At 71.9% G+C, this 15,474-nt stretch carries 15 protein-coding genes and 2 pseudogenes; 9 read left to right on the top strand and 8 right to left on the bottom strand.

Features of this window, described 5'->3' with window-relative positions; all coding sequences use genetic code 11:
* The first annotated feature begins 13 nt into the window (after positions 1 to 13).
* Positions 14 to 1,291 (top strand): MFS transporter, encoded by a 1,278-nt coding sequence (locus ACRAS8_RS08020; protein WP_438485199.1) that lies wholly within the window; start codon positions 14 to 16, stop codon positions 1,289 to 1,291.
* A gap of 45 nt (positions 1,292 to 1,336) precedes the next feature.
* Here the strand turns inward: ACRAS8_RS08020 and ACRAS8_RS08015 are convergent, their stop codons facing one another.
* Complete coding sequence (locus tag ACRAS8_RS08015; protein WP_438485197.1) at positions 1,337 to 1,744, bottom strand: nuclear transport factor 2 family protein; 408 nt, start codon at positions 1,742 to 1,744, stop codon at positions 1,337 to 1,339.
* Positions 1,745 to 2,282: 538 nt separating this feature from the next.
* Here ACRAS8_RS08015 and ACRAS8_RS08010 point away from each other — a divergent pair.
* Complete coding sequence (locus tag ACRAS8_RS08010; RefSeq protein WP_438485195.1) at positions 2,283 to 4,019, top strand: AMP-binding protein; 1,737 nt, start codon at positions 2,283 to 2,285, stop codon at positions 4,017 to 4,019.
* 247 nt (positions 4,020 to 4,266) lie between these two features.
* A complete protein-coding gene (locus tag ACRAS8_RS08005) occupies positions 4,267 to 4,944 on the top strand; it encodes a hypothetical protein (RefSeq protein WP_438485193.1) in 678 nt (225 codons plus the stop codon).
* Positions 4,945 to 4,962: 18 nt separating this feature from the next.
* Here the strand turns inward: ACRAS8_RS08005 and ACRAS8_RS08000 are convergent, their stop codons facing one another.
* The 7 genes from ACRAS8_RS08000 to ACRAS8_RS07970 all read right to left on the bottom strand — a co-directional run bounded on the left by ACRAS8_RS08000 (position 4,963) and on the right by ACRAS8_RS07970 (position 11,810).
* The gene (locus ACRAS8_RS08000; RefSeq protein WP_438485191.1) at positions 4,963 to 5,340 is read right to left on the bottom strand and encodes an MmcQ/YjbR family DNA-binding protein; all 378 of its coding nucleotides are present in this window, start codon (positions 5,338 to 5,340) and stop codon (positions 4,963 to 4,965) included.
* Complete coding sequence (locus tag ACRAS8_RS07995; protein ID WP_438485189.1) at positions 5,337 to 5,888, bottom strand: GNAT family N-acetyltransferase; 552 nt, start codon at positions 5,886 to 5,888, stop codon at positions 5,337 to 5,339. Before ACRAS8_RS07995 ends, ACRAS8_RS08000 begins: the two co-directional genes overlap by 4 nt.
* A 76-nt stretch (positions 5,889 to 5,964) precedes the next feature.
* On the bottom strand, positions 5,965 to 6,714 hold the full coding sequence (locus ACRAS8_RS07990; RefSeq protein ID WP_438490380.1) for a hypothetical protein: 750 nt from the start codon (positions 6,712 to 6,714) through the stop codon (positions 5,965 to 5,967).
* A 440-nt stretch (positions 6,715 to 7,154) separates the two neighbouring features.
* Positions 7,155 to 8,627, bottom strand: a complete 1,473-nt coding sequence (locus ACRAS8_RS07985) for a catalase (RefSeq protein WP_438485188.1) — start codon at positions 8,625 to 8,627, stop codon at positions 7,155 to 7,157.
* Between the two features lie 176 nt (positions 8,628 to 8,803).
* On the bottom strand, positions 8,804 to 9,967 hold the full coding sequence (locus tag ACRAS8_RS07980; RefSeq protein WP_438485186.1) for a thiamine pyrophosphate-binding protein: 1,164 nt from the start codon (positions 9,965 to 9,967) through the stop codon (positions 8,804 to 8,806).
* Positions 9,968 to 9,977: 10 nt separating this feature from the next.
* Positions 9,978 to 10,874 (bottom strand): 2-hydroxy-3-oxopropionate reductase, encoded by an 897-nt coding sequence (locus ACRAS8_RS07975; RefSeq protein ID WP_438485184.1) that lies wholly within the window; start codon positions 10,872 to 10,874, stop codon positions 9,978 to 9,980.
* A 96-nt stretch (positions 10,875 to 10,970) separates the two neighbouring features.
* Positions 10,971 to 11,810 (bottom strand): TIM barrel protein, encoded by an 840-nt coding sequence (locus ACRAS8_RS07970; protein WP_438485182.1) that lies wholly within the window; start codon positions 11,808 to 11,810, stop codon positions 10,971 to 10,973.
* Positions 11,811 to 11,946: 136 nt separating this feature from the next.
* Between ACRAS8_RS07970 and ACRAS8_RS07965 the strand changes: the two genes are divergently transcribed.
* The 6 genes and pseudogenes from ACRAS8_RS07965 to ACRAS8_RS07940 all read left to right on the top strand — a co-directional run.
* Positions 11,947 to 12,231 carry a thiamine-binding protein gene (locus tag ACRAS8_RS07965; RefSeq protein ID WP_438485181.1) on the top strand — a complete coding sequence of 95 codons (285 nt, stop codon included), beginning with the start codon at positions 11,947 to 11,949 and terminating at the stop codon, positions 12,229 to 12,231.
* The gene (locus tag ACRAS8_RS07960) at positions 12,228 to 12,608 is read left to right on the top strand and encodes a helix-turn-helix domain-containing protein (protein WP_438485180.1); all 381 of its coding nucleotides are present in this window, start codon (positions 12,228 to 12,230) and stop codon (positions 12,606 to 12,608) included. Before ACRAS8_RS07965 ends, ACRAS8_RS07960 begins: the two co-directional genes overlap by 4 nt.
* Before the next feature lie 171 nt (positions 12,609 to 12,779).
* Entirely contained in the window at positions 12,780 to 13,292 is a 513-nt protein-coding gene (gene uraD, locus ACRAS8_RS07955) for a 2-oxo-4-hydroxy-4-carboxy-5-ureidoimidazoline decarboxylase (RefSeq protein ID WP_438485179.1), read from the top strand.
* Positions 13,289 to 13,717, top strand: a complete 429-nt coding sequence (gene uraH, locus ACRAS8_RS07950; RefSeq protein WP_438485178.1) for a hydroxyisourate hydrolase — start codon at positions 13,289 to 13,291, stop codon at positions 13,715 to 13,717. The genes uraD and uraH overlap by 4 nt, the downstream gene beginning before the upstream one ends.
* Before the next feature lie 7 nt (positions 13,718 to 13,724).
* Positions 13,725 to 14,543, top strand: a pseudogene (gene pucL / locus ACRAS8_RS07945) (factor-independent urate hydroxylase); the annotation flags it as partial.
* 30 nt (positions 14,544 to 14,573) lie between these two features.
* Positions 14,574 to 15,448 (top strand): annotated as a pseudogene (locus ACRAS8_RS07940) (solute carrier family 23 protein); the annotation flags it as partial.
* Positions 15,449 to 15,474 lie beyond the last annotated feature (26 nt).

Raw genomic sequence — 15,474 nt, 5'->3', positions numbered from 1 at the left:
GTGGGGAGTGCTGATGCCCGGCAATCGTGCGGCCGTGACGCGAAGGACTGAGGCCCGGGGCGGGGAGGGGCCCGGGTTCGTCCTGTCCCGTGGCGTCGTCATACTCTTCGCCGTCGCCTGCGGGGCGGCGGTGGCCAACGTCTACTTCTCGCAGCCGCTCCTGGTGACCATGGGCCACGACCTCGCCATGAGCCCGGCACTCGTCGGCAGCGTGGTCACCCTCACGCACGTCGGATACGGGCTCGGGCTGTTCTTCCTGGTGCCGCTGGGTGATGTGGCCAACCGCAGACGGCTCATCGTGGCCCAACTGCTGCTTCTGGTCGTGGCGTTGGCCGTGGTGGCCGCCGCCCGTACGGCGGCGGTCCTGCTCGCCGGCATGGCCGCGACGGGGCTACTCGCGGTCGTCACACAGACGTTGGTGGCCTTCGCGGCATCCCTGGCGCCGCCCGCCGGGCGCGGACGGGTCGTCGGTCTGGTCACCAGCGGCGTGGTCACCGGCATCCTGCTCGCCCGGACCGCGTCCGGCCTCATCGCCGATCTCGCGGGCTGGCGCTCCGTCTACCTCGCCTCGGCGTCGCTCACCGCGCTGCTCGCCCTGGTCCTGTACCGCGTGCTGCCGCGGCACAGCGAGGCTCCGCCGACGACCCTGCGCTACGGACAACTCCTGCGCTCCACGCTCAGCCTGTTCGCGCGGGAACGGCTGCTGCGGCTCCGGGCCCTGTTCTGCCTGCTGATCTTCGCCGCCTTCAGCACCCTGTGGAGCAGTATCGCGCTGCCGCTCAGCGAGGCCCCGTACTTCCTGTCGCACAGCGCGATCGGGGCGCTGGGGCTGATCGGTGTCGCCGGCGCCCTGGCCGCGACCGTGGCGGGCCGCCTGAACGACCGCGGCCTCTCCCGGCGGACCACCGGCATCGCCCTGGCGCTGCTCGCCGTCTCATGGCTGCCCCTGGCCTACACCCGCAGCTCGCTGTGGGCCCTCTTCGCCGGGGTGATCCTGCTCGACCTCGCCGTGCAGGCGGTGCACGTCACCAACCAGACCCTGATCTACGCGCTGCACCCGGACGCGGGCAGCCGGCTGATCGGCGGCTACATGGTCTTCTACTCGGTCGGCAGCGCCACCGGCGCCATCGCCGCGACCTCCCTCTACACGGTGGCCGGCTGGGGCGCCGTCTGCGCCCTGGGCGCGACGTTCAGCTGCCTCGGGCTGGTGCTGTGGGCGTTCACCCGGCACAGCACGCCGGGCCCCGCCGCCGGGGCGACCCCCGGCGGCGAGGACGCCGTACGGGGCTGAGCGGCACGTCGGCGGCGGGCCGGGTCACGAGAGTGCCCGGCCCGTTCAGCCGGTCTGCGCTCCGGCCGGCTCGGGGGACGCCAGCGCGGCCTGCATCGCCACCCCGTCCACGTAGGAGTGCTTCTCCTTCACCGCGCCGTCCTCGACCAGTACGAAGTCCGCGAGATCGACCTCGAACGGGGCGCCGGCCGCGGACGTGCCGGTCAGCTTGAACTGGACGGCCCAGAAGTCCTCGCCGGTGCGGAGTGAGACGAACGCGAAGGCCAGGTCCGGGACGAGCGCGAACATCCCGGCCGCCGCCTCGCGAACGGCCGCGCGTCCCCGTGCCGGAGCCTGGCCGGAGTGCAGGTGGAACACCGAATCGGCGGTGTGGAGTTCGGCGATCCGGTCGGGGTCGCGGGCCTCCCAACAGGCGTGGTAGCGCTCGAACAGCTCACGGGTCGCAGCGGTCACGGCGGTTCTCCGTCTCGGGGGAGGGGAAGGACGCGGGTACACCGCATGCAACGTCCTGTGCGGTCCCGCGTCAAGGTCATTCAGCCACAAGTTCCCCGACGGAGCTAGCTGTTCGCCGGCGTCGGCAGCCGCACGAGCAACGGGCCGACGGCACACGCCTGTTGGCGACCGGGGTCACCATTCCGGGTGAGATCCCGCGGGTGGTCCGGTGCGGCGCCGGCGTCGGTGCGTGTTTCCGCGCGGGCGGCCGTCGCTCCGGCCGTCGCTTCGGTCGTCGGGCCAGTGGTCGGGCCGGTCGTCGCGGCGGCTGTGGTGTCCCGCGGCCGACCGGCTTCTGCTGAACGGATGACGCCTGGGCGAAGGTGGGAGCCGCACAGTGGCCGGGCATCGCGTCGGACCCCGGCGGACGCCATGCTGGGCAGGGCACGAACGGGATGTTCGTGGGAAGCCGTCTCCGGCGAGATCCGCCGTACCGCCCCGCGCGAGCGCACCGCGCGGGGCGGTACGGCGGTGCCGAGTACTGGGAGGAGAACCACCGTTGACCAGTCAGTCGCACACCGAACTGTCGTATGCGAGCGGGGCGGCGGACCGGCCGCTGCTCGGCCACACCATCGGCGCCGACCTGGCCCGCACCATCGCCCGCTTCGGCGACCGGGAGGCGCTCGTCGAGGTGGCCGGCGGCCGCCGCTGGACCTACGCCGAACTGGGCCGCGCCGTCGAGGAGGTGGCGCTCGGGCTGCTCGCCAAGGGCGTCGGCAAGGGCGACCGGGTCGGCATCTGGGCGCCGAACTGCGCCGAGTGGGTCCTCGTCCAGTACGCCACCGCCCGGATCGGCGCGATCCTCGTCAACGTCAACCCCGCCTACCGGGTCCACGAGCTGGCGTACGTCCTGAAGCAGGCCGGGGTGACCGTGCTGGTCTCCGCCATCGCCCACAAGACCAGCGACTACCGGCGGATGATCGAGCAGGTGCGGGCCGACTGCCCGGCGCTGCGCGACGTGGTCTACATCGGCGACCCGACCTGGGGCGGGCTGCTGGCCGCCGGCGCCGCCGTGCCGCACACCCGGCTCGCCGAGTGCGAGAAGGCCCTGACCGCCGACGACCCGGTCAACATCCAGTACACCTCGGGCACCACCGGCTTCCCCAAGGGCGCCACCCTCTCCCACCACAACATCCTCAACAACGGCTACTGGGTGGCCGAGACGCTCGGCTACACCGAGCACGACCGGGTGTGCCTGCCGGTGCCCTTCTACCACTGCTTCGGCATGGTGATGGGCAACCTCGGCATCACCTCGCACGGCGCCTGCATCGTCGTCCCGGGGCCCGCCTTCGAGCCGGCCGCCACCCTCCGGGCCGTCCAGGACGAGCGCTGCACCTCGCTCTACGGCGTGCCCACCATGTTCATCGCCGAGCTGAACCTCCCGGACTTCGCCGGCTACGACCTCTCCTCGCTGCGCACCGGCATCATGGCCGGCTCGCCCTGCCCGGAGGAGGTGATGAAGCGGGTGATGTCCGAGATGCACATGGCCGAGGTCGCCATCTGCTACGGCATGACCGAGACTTCGCCGGTCTCCACCCAGACCCGGCGGGACGACGACCTGGAGCACCGCACCGCGACCGTCGGCCGGGTGCTGCCGCACATCGAGGTCAAGGTCGTGGACCCGTCGAGCGGGGTGACCGTGCCCCGTGGCACCCCCGGCGAGCTGTGCACCCGCGGCTACAGCGTGATGCTCGGCTACTGGGAGGACCCGGAGCGCACCGCCGAGGCCGTCGACCCGGCCCGCTGGATGCACACCGGCGACCTGGCGGTGATGAACGACGACGGTTACGTGCGGATCGTCGGCCGCATCAAGGACATGATCATCAGGGGTGGGGAGAACGTCTACCCGCGGGAGATCGAGGAGTTCCTCTACTCCCATCCCAAGATCGCCGATGTGCAGGTCGTCGGGGTCCCGGACGCCAAGTACGGCGAGGAGATCGCCGCCTGTGTGATCCTCCGCGATCCCGCCGACACCCTGACCCGCGACGAGCTGGCCCGCTTCTGCCGCTCGCGGCTCGCGCACTACAAGGTGCCGCGCTATCTGGAGATCACCGACGCCTTCCCCATGACCGTCAGCGGCAAGGTCCGCAAGATCGAGCTCCGCGAGCGGCTCGCGGCGCAGTGGGGGACGCCGGCGCCGGGGGCGGCGGAGAACCGGGCGGAGACCTCGGCGGAGCGGCCGGGAAAACCCGTCGGGGCGGCGACGGCCCGCGAGGACAGTCTGGGGGCGGTGTGACGGGCTGAATCCTTTCCGGTGGGCGCGGTGGGGAGCCGGGGGAGCGCCCCCGGCAGGCGGGCCACGGCGGCGACACCCGGCCCCCGCGACCGGGTCGCCGTCGGTTCCCGCCCGCCCGGCCGATAGGGTCCTGAACCGGCCCGTTCTCCGTCGTCGGGAACGGGTGAAAGGCCGTCAACCAGGCCGAGCAGTACGGCCGTTAACCAGGCCGGAAATCCCGCGGGATTCCCGCCAAGAGGGGACATTCATGACCCGTATCGCACGTTGGGCGACCACTGCCGCCGCCGTGGCCGCCGCCCTGGGGAGCTTCGCCGCCCCCGCCTACGCCGACGTCGTCCAGCCCGGCACTCCGGACGGTCCCACCCGCGAGGTGCTCACCGCCGGCTGCGCGAGCGGCGAGGACGCGGCGACCGTGGCGCCGACCGTGGTGGACGCCGACAGCGCCGCGCGCTTCTACCGCTGCGACCCGGTCACCCACCGCGTCGCGACCGAGGACGGGCACGCGACCTGCACCCCCGGTGGTCTCTTCGACTGGAACCGGGGCCTGTGCGAACCGGCCGCCACGGTGCCCGAGATGGCGACCCGGCTGACCGCCGGCAAGGCCACGCTGTCCACCAGGCCGCTGAAGGTCGTCGGGCTGCACGCCACCCTGGTGCGGGCCCGCGCCGCCGGTCCGCAGGACGCCATCTGGAACGCCACCATCACCTTCAAGGACACCACCGGCAAGGTGCTGTGCGTGGCCCGGACGGACATCGCAGGCCAGGCGTCCTGTGACGCCGTGCGGCCGCGCTCCGGCGCCGAGGTGCTGCGCGGCGGCTACACCGCCGAGTACGCCGGCAACGGCGCGGTGAACGGCGGTTACGACACCGTCGCGCCGGCCACCGCACAGGGCGGCATCCGCGCCGTCCTGCCGCCGCAGGGCTGACCGCCGGCCCGGCGGGGGTCAGTGGCGCCCGCCGGGCCAGTCCAGGAGGAGTCGCCGGGCGCGCGGAAGCGAGGCGACGACCAGGTCGTAGGAGTCCTCGATCATCTCCCGGACCAGGCGGTCGGGCAGGCCGCCGGTCAGTGAAACGGTGTTCCAGTGGCGCTTGTTGAGGTGGTAGCCGGGCACCACCTCGGGGTGCGCCGCGCGCAGCCGTTGAGCCAGCTCGGGGTCGCACTTGAGGCTGACCGTCAGCGGCGTGGCGTCCAGCGACGTCAGCGCGAAGATCTTGCCGCCCACCTTGAACGTCGAGACCTCCGGGTGCCGGGGAAAGGGGTTCTCCTCGGTCGCGCCGTTGAATCCCAGGCAGGCGGCACGGAGGGCGTTGGCATCGATCACCGGCACATTATGTGTCGTACCGAGCGGCTTCGCCCGTGTGCTCCCGCCTCGCGGCGCATGCAGACCCGGGGCCAGCGGTCCAGTCCCAGCTCCGCCTCGTGCGCGCGGATCGCCCGCAGGCCCGGCGTCAGCGTGTCCGCGGCCAGCCGGCGGAAGCCGAGCCGGGCGTAGTACGGGGCGTTCCACGGCACGTCGGCGAAGGTGGTCAGGGTCAGCGCCGGCAGCCCGCTCGCCCGCTCCGCGCGGTCGATCAGGGTCCGGCCGATGCCGCGGCGGGCCCGCTCCGGGTGGACCGAGACCTGCTCGATATGGGCGCAGCCGTCGACCCGGTCCCACAGGAGGTAGCCGCGGGGCGGCTCGCCGGGCCGGTCGGTGTCGTAGGCGGCGAGGGCCCGGCCCGCCTGCTGATACTCCGTCAGCAACGCTGGCGACGGCGGCTCGTCGTCCGCGACCGGTGCCATGCCGAGGGCTCGGAAACCCTCTCCGGCGGCGCGTTCGAGGGCGCGCAGGGCGGGCAGGTCGGCGGGGTCCGGGACGCGGATGAGCATGCGGTCAGTGTCGTCGCCCGGGTGCCTCGGGGCGAACGGTTTTCGGGCGCCGGGCCCGGTCCGTCGGGCGGCGGGCTCAGCCGGTCGGCCGGTCCCCCGGGCCGATCAGCTCGTCGGCCGCGTCGTTGACCGGCTGCGGGGTGCCGGTGAGGTCCATGACGAACAGCGGGACGTGCAGGTCGTCGGCGCGCGAACGGGCGTCGCGGGCGTAGCCGGCCAGCGAGAAGAAGACCGCGACCGCGGAATCGGCCAGGCCGTTGAGCCAGAGGCACTCGATGTCGCGGAGGGTGGTGGCCCGGGTCGTCGGGTCGACCTGAGCCACCACGCCGGTGCCGCGCAGGTCCACGCCGGCGGCGGTCCGCTCCTGGGACCGGGCCACGTCGGCGAAGCCCAGCCACTTCAGGTACTGCGCGGCCGCGCTGACGCAGTCCCGCGCGGTCCGGATCGTCACCGGGCGGAACACCGGCCGCTGCGGCGGCGGTTCGGCGTCCGGCCCGGACCCCGGACGCGCGGCGGGAGAGGGGCGCGGGCCGGTGGGCGGTGTGGGCGCGGCCGGCGCCACGGGCGGCGGGTCGACCGGCACCCGGACGACGGTGCCGCAGGCGCAGCCGCTCTCCGGCGCCGGCCAGGCGTCCTGCCGTCCGCACACCTCGCACCGGACCTCCACCCAGGACGCCTCCCAGGTGCGGTGCAGTATCTCGACCGGCACCCCGCCGCGCAGCACCGGCAGGGTCAGCGGGGCACCGCAGGCGCAGGGGAAGGTCGGCGGGGTGAAGGCGTTCTCGCGGCGGCACGTGGGGCACCGCACCGGCACGCTGTCGGCCATGGTCGGCTCCGGGCAGGTCGGGCAGGCGGTCGGTCGGCTCTGCTGGGCGTCCATGGTGCCTCCAAACGCGCCCGTGCGGGGCGGGAATGCGCCGAGAGCCGCCGGTCGCAAGGGGGCACGGGGGAGCGCGGGCACGGCACAGGGCCCGGCGCGCGTGACCGTACGCGTACCGGGCCCTGTGAGTGGTTCCGTCCGGCGGTGCGGGAGATGGGCGCGACGGGACATCACACCGCCGGACGGCGCAGGAGGGGAGGGGTTTGTGGTGGGTGGCAGCAGGCGGGCTCCGCGGTGGGGAGGCGGCCCGCCCTCCTTGACGGGCGGGCCTGCCACCGCACTGGAATCTCCCCGCGTCCCGCGGAGCTCCGCGCTGCCTCCCCGTACCGGCCGACCACCCCTCAACGGGCCGGCCGGTACGGGAGCGCGGGGATGCCGACCTCCCGTCAGTCCTCGCGCAGCTCACGGACGCGCGCCTCGACGCGCTTGCCGTAGTCCGGGTCGGCGGCGTGGAAGTGCGCGAGGTTCTTCTCGATCACGTCGTCCCGGCCGACCTGGGAGAGGCCGCCGGCGATGTTCTCCACCAGGCGCTTCTTCTCGTCCTCGGACATCAGGCGGTACAGCTCACCGGCCTGGAAGAAGTCGTCGTCCTTGGTGTGGGCCGCGGCCGCGTGGGTGCCGACGTAGCCGGAGACGGCCAGCGGCGCGGAGAGCGGCCGGTCGGTCTGGACCGGGCCGTCGTAGGAGTTCGGCTCGTAGTTCTTGGCGTGACGGCCGTAGGCGTTGCTCGCCATGAAGCCGTCCCGGCCGTAGTTGTTGGCCGCGGTCGCCCTGGGGGCGTTGACCGCGAGCTGGGTGTGGTTGACGCCCAGGCGGTAGCGGTGCGCGTCGGCGTAGGCGAACAGCCGGCCCTGCAGCATCTTGTCCGGGGACGGGCCGATGCCGGGTACGAAGTTGTTCGGCGAGAACGCGGCCTGCTCGACCTCGGCGAAGACGTTGTCGGGGTTGCGGTCCAGGACCATCCGGCCGACCCGCTGGAGCGGGTAGTCCGCGTGCGGCCACACCTTGGTCAGGTCGAACGGGTTGAAGCGGTAGCCGGCCGCCTCGGCCGCCGGCATGACCTGCACGTACAGCGTCCAGGAGGGGTACACGCCGCGCTCGATGGACTGCAGCAGGTCGGTCTGGTGGCTGTTGGCGTCCTTGCCCACCAGCTCCTGGGCCTGGTCGGCGGAGAGGCTGCGGACGCCCTGGTTCGTCTTGAAGTGGTACTTGACGAAGAAGGCTTCGCCCTCGGCGTTGGTCCACTGGTAGGTGTGGGAGCCGTAGCCGTTCATGTGGCGGTAGGAGGCGGGGATGCCGCGGTCGCCCATGAGCCAGGTGACCTGGTGGGTGGCCTCGGGGGCGTGCGCCCAGAAGTCCCAGACGTTGTCCGGCTCCTGCTTGCCGGTGAACGGGTCGCGCTTCTGCGAGTGGATGAAGTCGGGGAACTTCAGCGGGTCCTTGATGAAGAACACCGGGGTGTTGTTGCCGACGAGGTCGTAGTTGCCCTCCTCGGTGTAGAACTTCACCGCGAAACCGCGCGGGTCCCGCACGGCGTCCGCGCCGCCCAGGCTGTCGGCCACGGTCGAGAAGCGGATGAACAACTCGGTCCGCTTGCCCACGGTGTTGAGGAAGTCGGCCCGGGTGAAGGCGGTGACGTCGTCGGTCACCTCGAAGTAGCCGTAGGCGCCGGAGCCACGGGCGTGCACGACGCGCTCCGGGATGCGCTCGCGGTTGAAGCGCGCGAGCTTCTCCAGCAGGTGCTGGTCCTGGAGAAGGATCGGGCCGCCGACGCCGGCGGTCGAGGAGTTCTGGTTGTCGGCGACGGGGGCGCCAGCCTCCGTGGTGAGAACGCGCGCCGTCGGCGTGGGCTTCGACATGGTGACCTTCCGTACGAGAGCGCGGAAGTTGGCTTCCGCATGTCGGAGCGTAGAAAGCGCTCCGACCAAACGTCAACAGTTTGTTGAAACAAAACCCGGGTGAGTATTCCGGGCGGCGGCCGCGCCTGGGCGCGACAGGACAGGTGTCAGCGCGACCGCCGCCCGGAAGCTTGGTTTCACGGCCCGGTGCGGACCTCCAGCAGGACCGGCCGCCGGGTGGAGACGGCCTCCTTGCGGGCCCACTCGACCGCCGAACGCAGCTCCGCCGGATCGCGCACGTCGCGGCCCGTGCAGCCGTACGCCTCGGCGAGCTTCACCGGATCCGTGAACGGGTCGGCGTCCTCGGGGCCGCCGAGCAGCACCACCACGAACGGCACTTCGTACTGCGCCGCCGCGGCCAACTCCCCGGCCGTCAGCGGGAAACCGCGGCCGTCGACGACCACCACGACCTCCGCCGCCCGCTCGCCCCGGGAGTCCAGCGCCTTGCGGACCCCGATCGCGGTCGGCACCTCCCAGCCGGGCGGGCCGTGCCGGCGCAGCACCCGGTGACGGCGCCGGGGAGGGCCGGCGTCAGCGGTGCACACCTCCGGCAGTCCGCCGACGACATGGGTGTCCGCCGGCGATCGCGCACCGAAGACCTCGGCCAGCTCCGCCAGGGCCCGGCGGACCCCGGGGGCCACCCGCTCCGCGGGCACGGACAGGGGTACCCGGGGTACCGCCGCTCCCGGCGCCGGGGACCGGTCGCCGTCCACCAGTACCGGTCCGGCGCCGGGAGCGGAGGGGGCGGCCGGCCCCGGGCCGCACACGATCTCCGCCGCGGCCAGGTCGGCCGGAACGTCGATCAGTACGGGCCCGGGCCGGCCCTCCCGCGCGATCCGGAACGCCTCACGGAAAGCGCCCGGGATCCGCGCGGGGTCCTCGATCCGCTCGGCACGCTTGGTGACCGCACCGGCCAGCCGGACCAGATCCGGCGGACGGTGGCCCGCGTGCCGCAGCGGTACGGCGGGGGCGGGCGGCACGGACGCCTCCCGGCCGGTGACGCACACCAGCGGGACGGCGTCCTGCTGCGCCGCGTACAGGCCGCTCAGCAGCCGGACCGCCCCGGGCCCGCCCGCCACCGCGGCCACGCCGGTCCGCCCGGTCGTCCGGGCCCAGCCGTCGGCCATGAGTGCGGCGCCCTCGGCGTGGCCCGCGGACAGATGGGCCAGGCCGCCGGTCCGCTCCAGCGCCGCGTACAGCGGCAGCAGCGCGGCGCCGGGGCAGCCGAAGACGGTGTCGGCGCCCTCGTCCTTCATGATCTCAACGGCCGCCTGTACGGCGGGAATCCGACGTGCCCCCATGATCCGGGTCTCAGTCCTTGAGGTCGTATCCGGAGAGGCGTTCGACGCCGCGGAGGAGGGCGGAGTGGTCCAGGCCGCCGTCGCCCTGGGCGCGCAGGGAGGCGACGAGGTTGGCGACGACCGTGCCGACGGGCAGGGCGGCGCCGACGGTGCGGGCGGCGTCGGTGACGATGCCCATGTCCTTGTGGTGCAGGTCGATCCGGAAGCCGGGCTGGAAGTCGCGGTTCAGGAAGTTGCCGGTCTTGCGGGTCAGCACCGTGGAGCCGGCCAGGCCGCCGTTCAGGACGTCGAGGGCGGCGGGCAGGTCGACGCCGGACTTCTCCAGGAAGACCACGGCCTCGGCGCAGGCTTGGATGTTGACGGCGACGATGAGCTGGTTGGCGGCCTTGACGGTCTGGCCGGAGCCGTGCGGTCCGCACCGCACGATGGTCCTGCCCAGTGCCTGAAGGATCGGCTGGGCGGCGTCGAAGTCGTCGCTGTTGCCGCCGACCATGATCGACAGGACGGCTTCGATGGCGCCGGCCTCGCCGCCGGAGACCGGCGCGTCCAGGACACGGATGCCCTGCTCGGCGGCCGCCTTGGCCAGGTCGATGGAGGTCTGCGGGGTGATCGAGGACATGTCGATCAGCAGCGCCCCCCGCCTGGCGTGGGCCAGGATCCCGTCGGGGCCGTAGGCGATGGCCTCGACCTGCGGGGACGCCGGGACCATGGTGACGATCACGTCGGCCTCCCGCACCGCCTGCGCGATCGAGTCCGCCGCGGTCCCGCCGGCCGCGGCCAGCCGCCGCAGCTTGTCGGCCTCCAGGGTGTAACCGGTGACGTCGTAACCGGCCTTGATCAGGTTCTCGGACATGGGCGAACCCATGATGCCCAGCCCGATCCAGGCGATCTTGGGGAGATTACTCATCGCAAAGCCTCTTTCACACACTCAGGACAAGGGGAGGGACACGCCCGGCCAGCAGGCCGACGGGGGCGGACAGGCCGGGGCGGGCCGCAACGGCGGTCAGCGGGCGGCGCGCAGGGCCGGCGGCAGCCAGGTGAAGCACTCGGCGCCGGTCCGCTCACCGGGCTTGTACTCCAGGCCGACCCAGCCCTCGTAGCCGTTCTTCCGCAGCCGGCCCAGGAGTTGCTCCAGCGGGAGCGAGCCGGTGCCGGGGGCGCCGCGGCCGGGATTGTCGGCGATCTGCACATGGCCGGTCCACGCGGTGTAGCGGTCGATGACCTCTTCGAGGTCCTCGCCGTTCATCGACAGGTGGTACAGGTCCATCAGGAACCGGGCGTTGTCCAGGCCGGTGGCGGCGTTGACCGCGTCGACCACCTCGATCGCCCGGGGCGCCGAGACGATCGGGCAGGCCGGCGACTCCGGCGCGTTGAGCGCCTCGACCAGCAGCGTCCCGCCCACCGCACCCACCGCCCGCGCCGCGAAGACCAGGTTCTCCAGCGCGAGCGCGTCCTGCTCCTCGGGCGTGGCGTGCTCGACGCGGTTGCCGTAGAGGGCGTTGAAGCTGGTGCACCCCAGCGAGGCGGCGAAGTCGATCGCCACCGGCACGTTGGCGCGGAACCGCTCCGACTCCTCACCCGGAATCGACAGCGCACCGCGATCCGGGCCGGGCAGGCGGCCGGCGTAGAAGTTCAGGCCCGTCAGCTGCGTGCCGGCATCGTGCAGGGCGTCGCCCAGCGCCGTCAGCTCCGCCCGCTCCGGGGTCGGGGCGTCCACCCACGGCCACCACAGCTCCACCGCCGTGAAGCCCGCCGCCCGCGCGGCCGCCGGCCGCTCCAGCAACGGAAGCTCGGTGAACAGGATCGACAGATTGACGTTGAAGCGCGTGTCCGTGAAACCCATGAGGCCCGGCGCTCCTTCCGGATAGCGGAACTTAGTTTCTGCGTAATGGAACACTGCCGGGAGTGCGGCAAAGCTGTCAAGGGGGGTCCCGGGCAATTTCTGGTCGACGGGGCCAACCGCGCGTAGGTTGAACCGCGTGCGATTGAGAGTTGAGTTCACAACGGAGCCGTTCGATCTGGACGAGGCGCCGGCCCATGCCGTGGTGGCGCGGGAGATCGTCACGAGTGCCGAGCTGGACGCCGTCGACGTCGGCCCCTTCGGCAACACCGCGGAGGGCGACGCGGACCGGGTGCTGACCGCGGTCGGCGCCCTGCTGCGGCAGTCCCTGGAGGCCGGCGCCACCCGCGTCTCGCTCCAGGTCAATGTGATCGCCGACGGCCCTCAGGGCGACGCGGCGGCGCATCGGGGGGACGCGTCGTGAGCGAGCCCGCCGAGCACCCCTTCGTCCGGGCGGTCAAGCCCCTGGTGGACGCCATGGGCGGCCGGATGGTCGCGCCCGAGCAGGCCCGGGGTGACGACGTCGTGCTGACCTGGGAGGGGCAGGAGCGGGTGGCCGTCCGGCTCCCGCACCTGTCGGAGTCGCTCGACCACATCCTGGCCGAGCTGGAGCGCCGGCACGGCATGCCGCTCGCCGAGCTGGACCGCAAGACCAAGCAGTCGGTGGTACGGATACTGGAGAGCCGGGGAGCCTTCTCGGTCCGGCACGGGGTCGAGACCGTCGCGGGCGCCCTCGGTGTCAGCCGTTTCACCGTGTACAACTACTTGAATCGGGAAAGCGCCGCGAAGGATGCCGACTGAGGCGAAGCGGGCGCAATCCGCCCTCCCACGGCCGAAGCCGTCGCTCGGAGACCCCGGGCGGCGGCTTTTGTGTTGCCGACTTTTCAACAAAGTGTTGACGTGATGTTGCCGGAGGTCTTAGCTGTTTCCAGCCAAAGAGAGCTGTCCAGCACCAGGCCACGGAGGCTTCCCGTGTCTTCGAGTACGCCCCAAGGACTTACCCGGTTCAACACCGCCGATGCCGGCGAGGCCCAGGCCGCCCTGCACGAGGTGTGCGCCAGCCGGGCCTGGGGGAGCAGGATCCTCGCCCGGCGCCCCTACGCCACCGCCGACGCCCTGTTCGCCGCCAGCGACGCCGCCATGGCGGAGCTGACCGCGGACGACCTGGCCGAGGCGATGGCCGGGCACCCGCCCATCGGGCGGCCCAAGCCGGGCGACGCCACGTCCCACCGCGAGCAGAGCGGTATGGCCGGCGCCTCCGACGAACTCAGGACGGAGCTGCTCGAACTCAACCTGTCCTACCAGGAGAAGTTCGGCCACGTCTTCCTGATCTGTGCCTCCGGTCGCACCGGGGAGCAGATGCGTGACGCGATCCGTAACAGGATCGACAACACGCCGGAACAGGAGCGCGAGATCGTCCGTGTGGAGCTCGGCAAGATCAACCGCATCCGCCTGAACCGCATCGCAGAAGGAGACCCGGTATGAGCAGCGAGACGGCCGCACCGGCGTCGGTGTCCACGCACATCCTGGACACCAGCGTGGGCCGCCCCGCCGAGGGCGTCGCCCTCACGCTCTCGGTGCGCTCCGGCCGCGATGCCTGGACCGTCCACGGCACGGGCCGGACCGACGCCGACGGACGCTGCAAGAACCTGCCGGCACTGCCGGAGGGCACCACCCACGTACGCATCGAGTTCGAGACCGAGGCGTACTTCGTGTCGAGCCGACCCGGCTCTTCCCACCAGCACAGCGTCAACCAGCAAGCCGAGGAACAGCAGGACGCCCCCGCGCTACGGGACAGCGGAGCCTTCTTCCCGGAGGTGGCAATCACCTTTGCCGTCAAGCCGGGCGAGCACTACCACGTACCGCTGCTGCTCAACCCGTTCGGCTACTCCGTATACCGAGGGAGCTAGCACCGACATGCCCACGATTCTCGGCCAGAACCAGTACGGCAAGGCGGAAAACCGCGTCGTCAAGATCACCCGCGACGGCACGACCCACCACATCAAGGACCTCAACGTCTCGGTCGCGCTCTCCGGCGACCTGGAGGAGGTCCACCTCTCCGGCTCCAACACCAACTGCCTGCCCACCGACACCACCAAGAACACCGTGTACGCCTTCGCCAAGGAGTACGGGATCGAGTCGGCCGAGCAGTTCGGCATCCACCTGGCCCGGCACTTCGTCACCAGCCAGGAGCCGATCAAGCGGGCCCGGATCCGGATCGAGGAGTACGCCTGGGAGCGCATCGAGAGCTCGGACGCCAACTCCCGCTTCATCGGGGCCGACGAGGTCAAGCACTCCTTCGTCCGCAAGGGCCAGGAGGTCCGCCTGACCGAGATCACCTACGACGGTGAGAACTGGCAGGTCATCTCCGGTCTGAAGGACCTGATCGTGATGAACTCCACCAACTCGGAGTTCTGGGGATACATCAAGGACAAGTACACGACCCTGAAGGAAGCGTACGACCGCATACTGGCCACGCAGGTGGCCAGCCGCTGGCGCTTCAACTGGACCTCCGACGAGCAGCGGATGCCCAACTGGGAGCGTTCGTACGAGCAGGTCAAGAAGCACATGCTGCAGGCGTTCGCGGAGACCTACAGCCTGTCGCTCCAGCAGACCCTGTACCAGATGGGTTCGCGCATCATCAACAACAGGTCCGAGGTGGACGAGATCCGTTTCTCGCTCCCGAACAAGCACCACTTCCTCGTGGACCTGGAGCCCTTCGGGCTCAAGAACGACACCGCCGAGGGGGCCGACAAGGGCGCGATGTCCGACTTCGGCTCGCTCAAGAACCTCGCGCTGGCCGGCTTCACCCTCCTCGTGGTGCTGCTCGTCCAGCGCTTCGCCAAGGGCTTCGTCAAGCAGATCGCGCTGCTGATCGGCCTGGTCGCCGCACCCTCCCCGCCATCCCGCTCGCGATGACCAACTTCGACGAGCTGCGCTCGGCCCCGATCGCCGCGCTGCCCACGCCCTTCGCCTTCGGACCCCCGGAGTTCCAGCCCGCCGCGATCCTCTCCCTCTGCATCGTGATGCTGGTGCTGATGACGGAGTCGTCGGCCGGGATGCTCGCCCTCGGCGAGATCTGCGACCGGCCGACCACCAGCGCCACCCTCACCCGCGGGCTGCGCACCGACGGCCTCGCCACCCTCCTCGGCCCGGTCTTCGGGTCCTTCCCGACCAGCGCCTTCGCGCAGAACGTCGGCGTCGTCTCGCTGACCCGGGTCCGCAGCCGCTATGTCGTCGCGCTGGCCGGCGCGGTGCTGCTGGTCCTCGGCGCCTTCCCCATCCTGGGCGCGGTGGTCTCGCTGGTGCCGATGCCGGTCCTCGGCGGCGCGGGTATCGTCCTGTTCGGATCGATCGCGGTCAGTGGCATCCGCACGCTCTCCGAAGCCGGACTCGAAGACAGCTCCAACATCATCCTGGTGGCCGTGTCGCTCGGCGCGGGAATCATCCCGCTCGCCGCGCCGACCTTCTACGCCGGGTTCCCCGCCTGGGCACAGACCGTGCTCGGCTCCGGAATCAGCGCCGGAGCCCTGGTCGCGGTCGCGCTCAACCTGTTCTTCCACCATCTCGGCACCCGGGGCACTCCGCGGGCAGCGGTACTGTCAGCCGCCTCGCCCGGCTCCGGCACTCAAATCCCGTAGGGCCATGCCGTGCCCAAACCGCCACG

It is taken from the genome of Streptomyces sp. S186, from assembly GCF_051603415.1.
Classification (GTDB): Bacteria; Actinomycetota; Actinomycetes; order Streptomycetales; family Streptomycetaceae; genus Streptomyces.
The sequence above is the reverse complement of the archived record's forward strand: the minus strand, read 5'-3'. Positions and strand labels throughout refer to the sequence as shown.

Bases quoted from the DNA above. Each gene is read 5' to 3' on its own strand.
- ACRAS8_RS07985 (WP_438485188.1), bottom strand. From the start codon at position 8,627: ATGTCGAAGCCCACGCCGACGGCGCGCGTTCTCACCACGGAGGCTGGC.
- ACRAS8_RS08020 (WP_438485199.1), top strand. From the start codon at position 14: ATGCCCGGCAATCGTGCGGCCGTGACGCGAAGGACTGAGGCCCGGGGC.
- ACRAS8_RS08005 (WP_438485193.1), top strand. From the start codon at position 4,267: ATGACCCGTATCGCACGTTGGGCGACCACTGCCGCCGCCGTGGCCGCC.
- ACRAS8_RS07970 (WP_438485182.1), bottom strand. From the start codon at position 11,810: ATGGGTTTCACGGACACGCGCTTCAACGTCAATCTGTCGATCCTGTTC.
- uraH (WP_438485178.1), top strand. From the start codon at position 13,289: ATGAGCAGCGAGACGGCCGCACCGGCGTCGGTGTCCACGCACATCCTG.
- ACRAS8_RS07975 (WP_438485184.1), bottom strand. From the start codon at position 10,874: ATGAGTAATCTCCCCAAGATCGCCTGGATCGGGCTGGGCATCATGGGT.
- ACRAS8_RS07980 (WP_438485186.1), bottom strand. From the start codon at position 9,967: ATGGGGGCACGTCGGATTCCCGCCGTACAGGCGGCCGTTGAGATCATG.
- ACRAS8_RS07995 (WP_438485189.1), bottom strand. From the start codon at position 5,888: ATGCTCATCCGCGTCCCGGACCCCGCCGACCTGCCCGCCCTGCGCGCC.
- ACRAS8_RS07990 (WP_438490380.1), bottom strand. From the start codon at position 6,714: ATGGCCGACAGCGTGCCGGTGCGGTGCCCCACGTGCCGCCGCGAGAAC.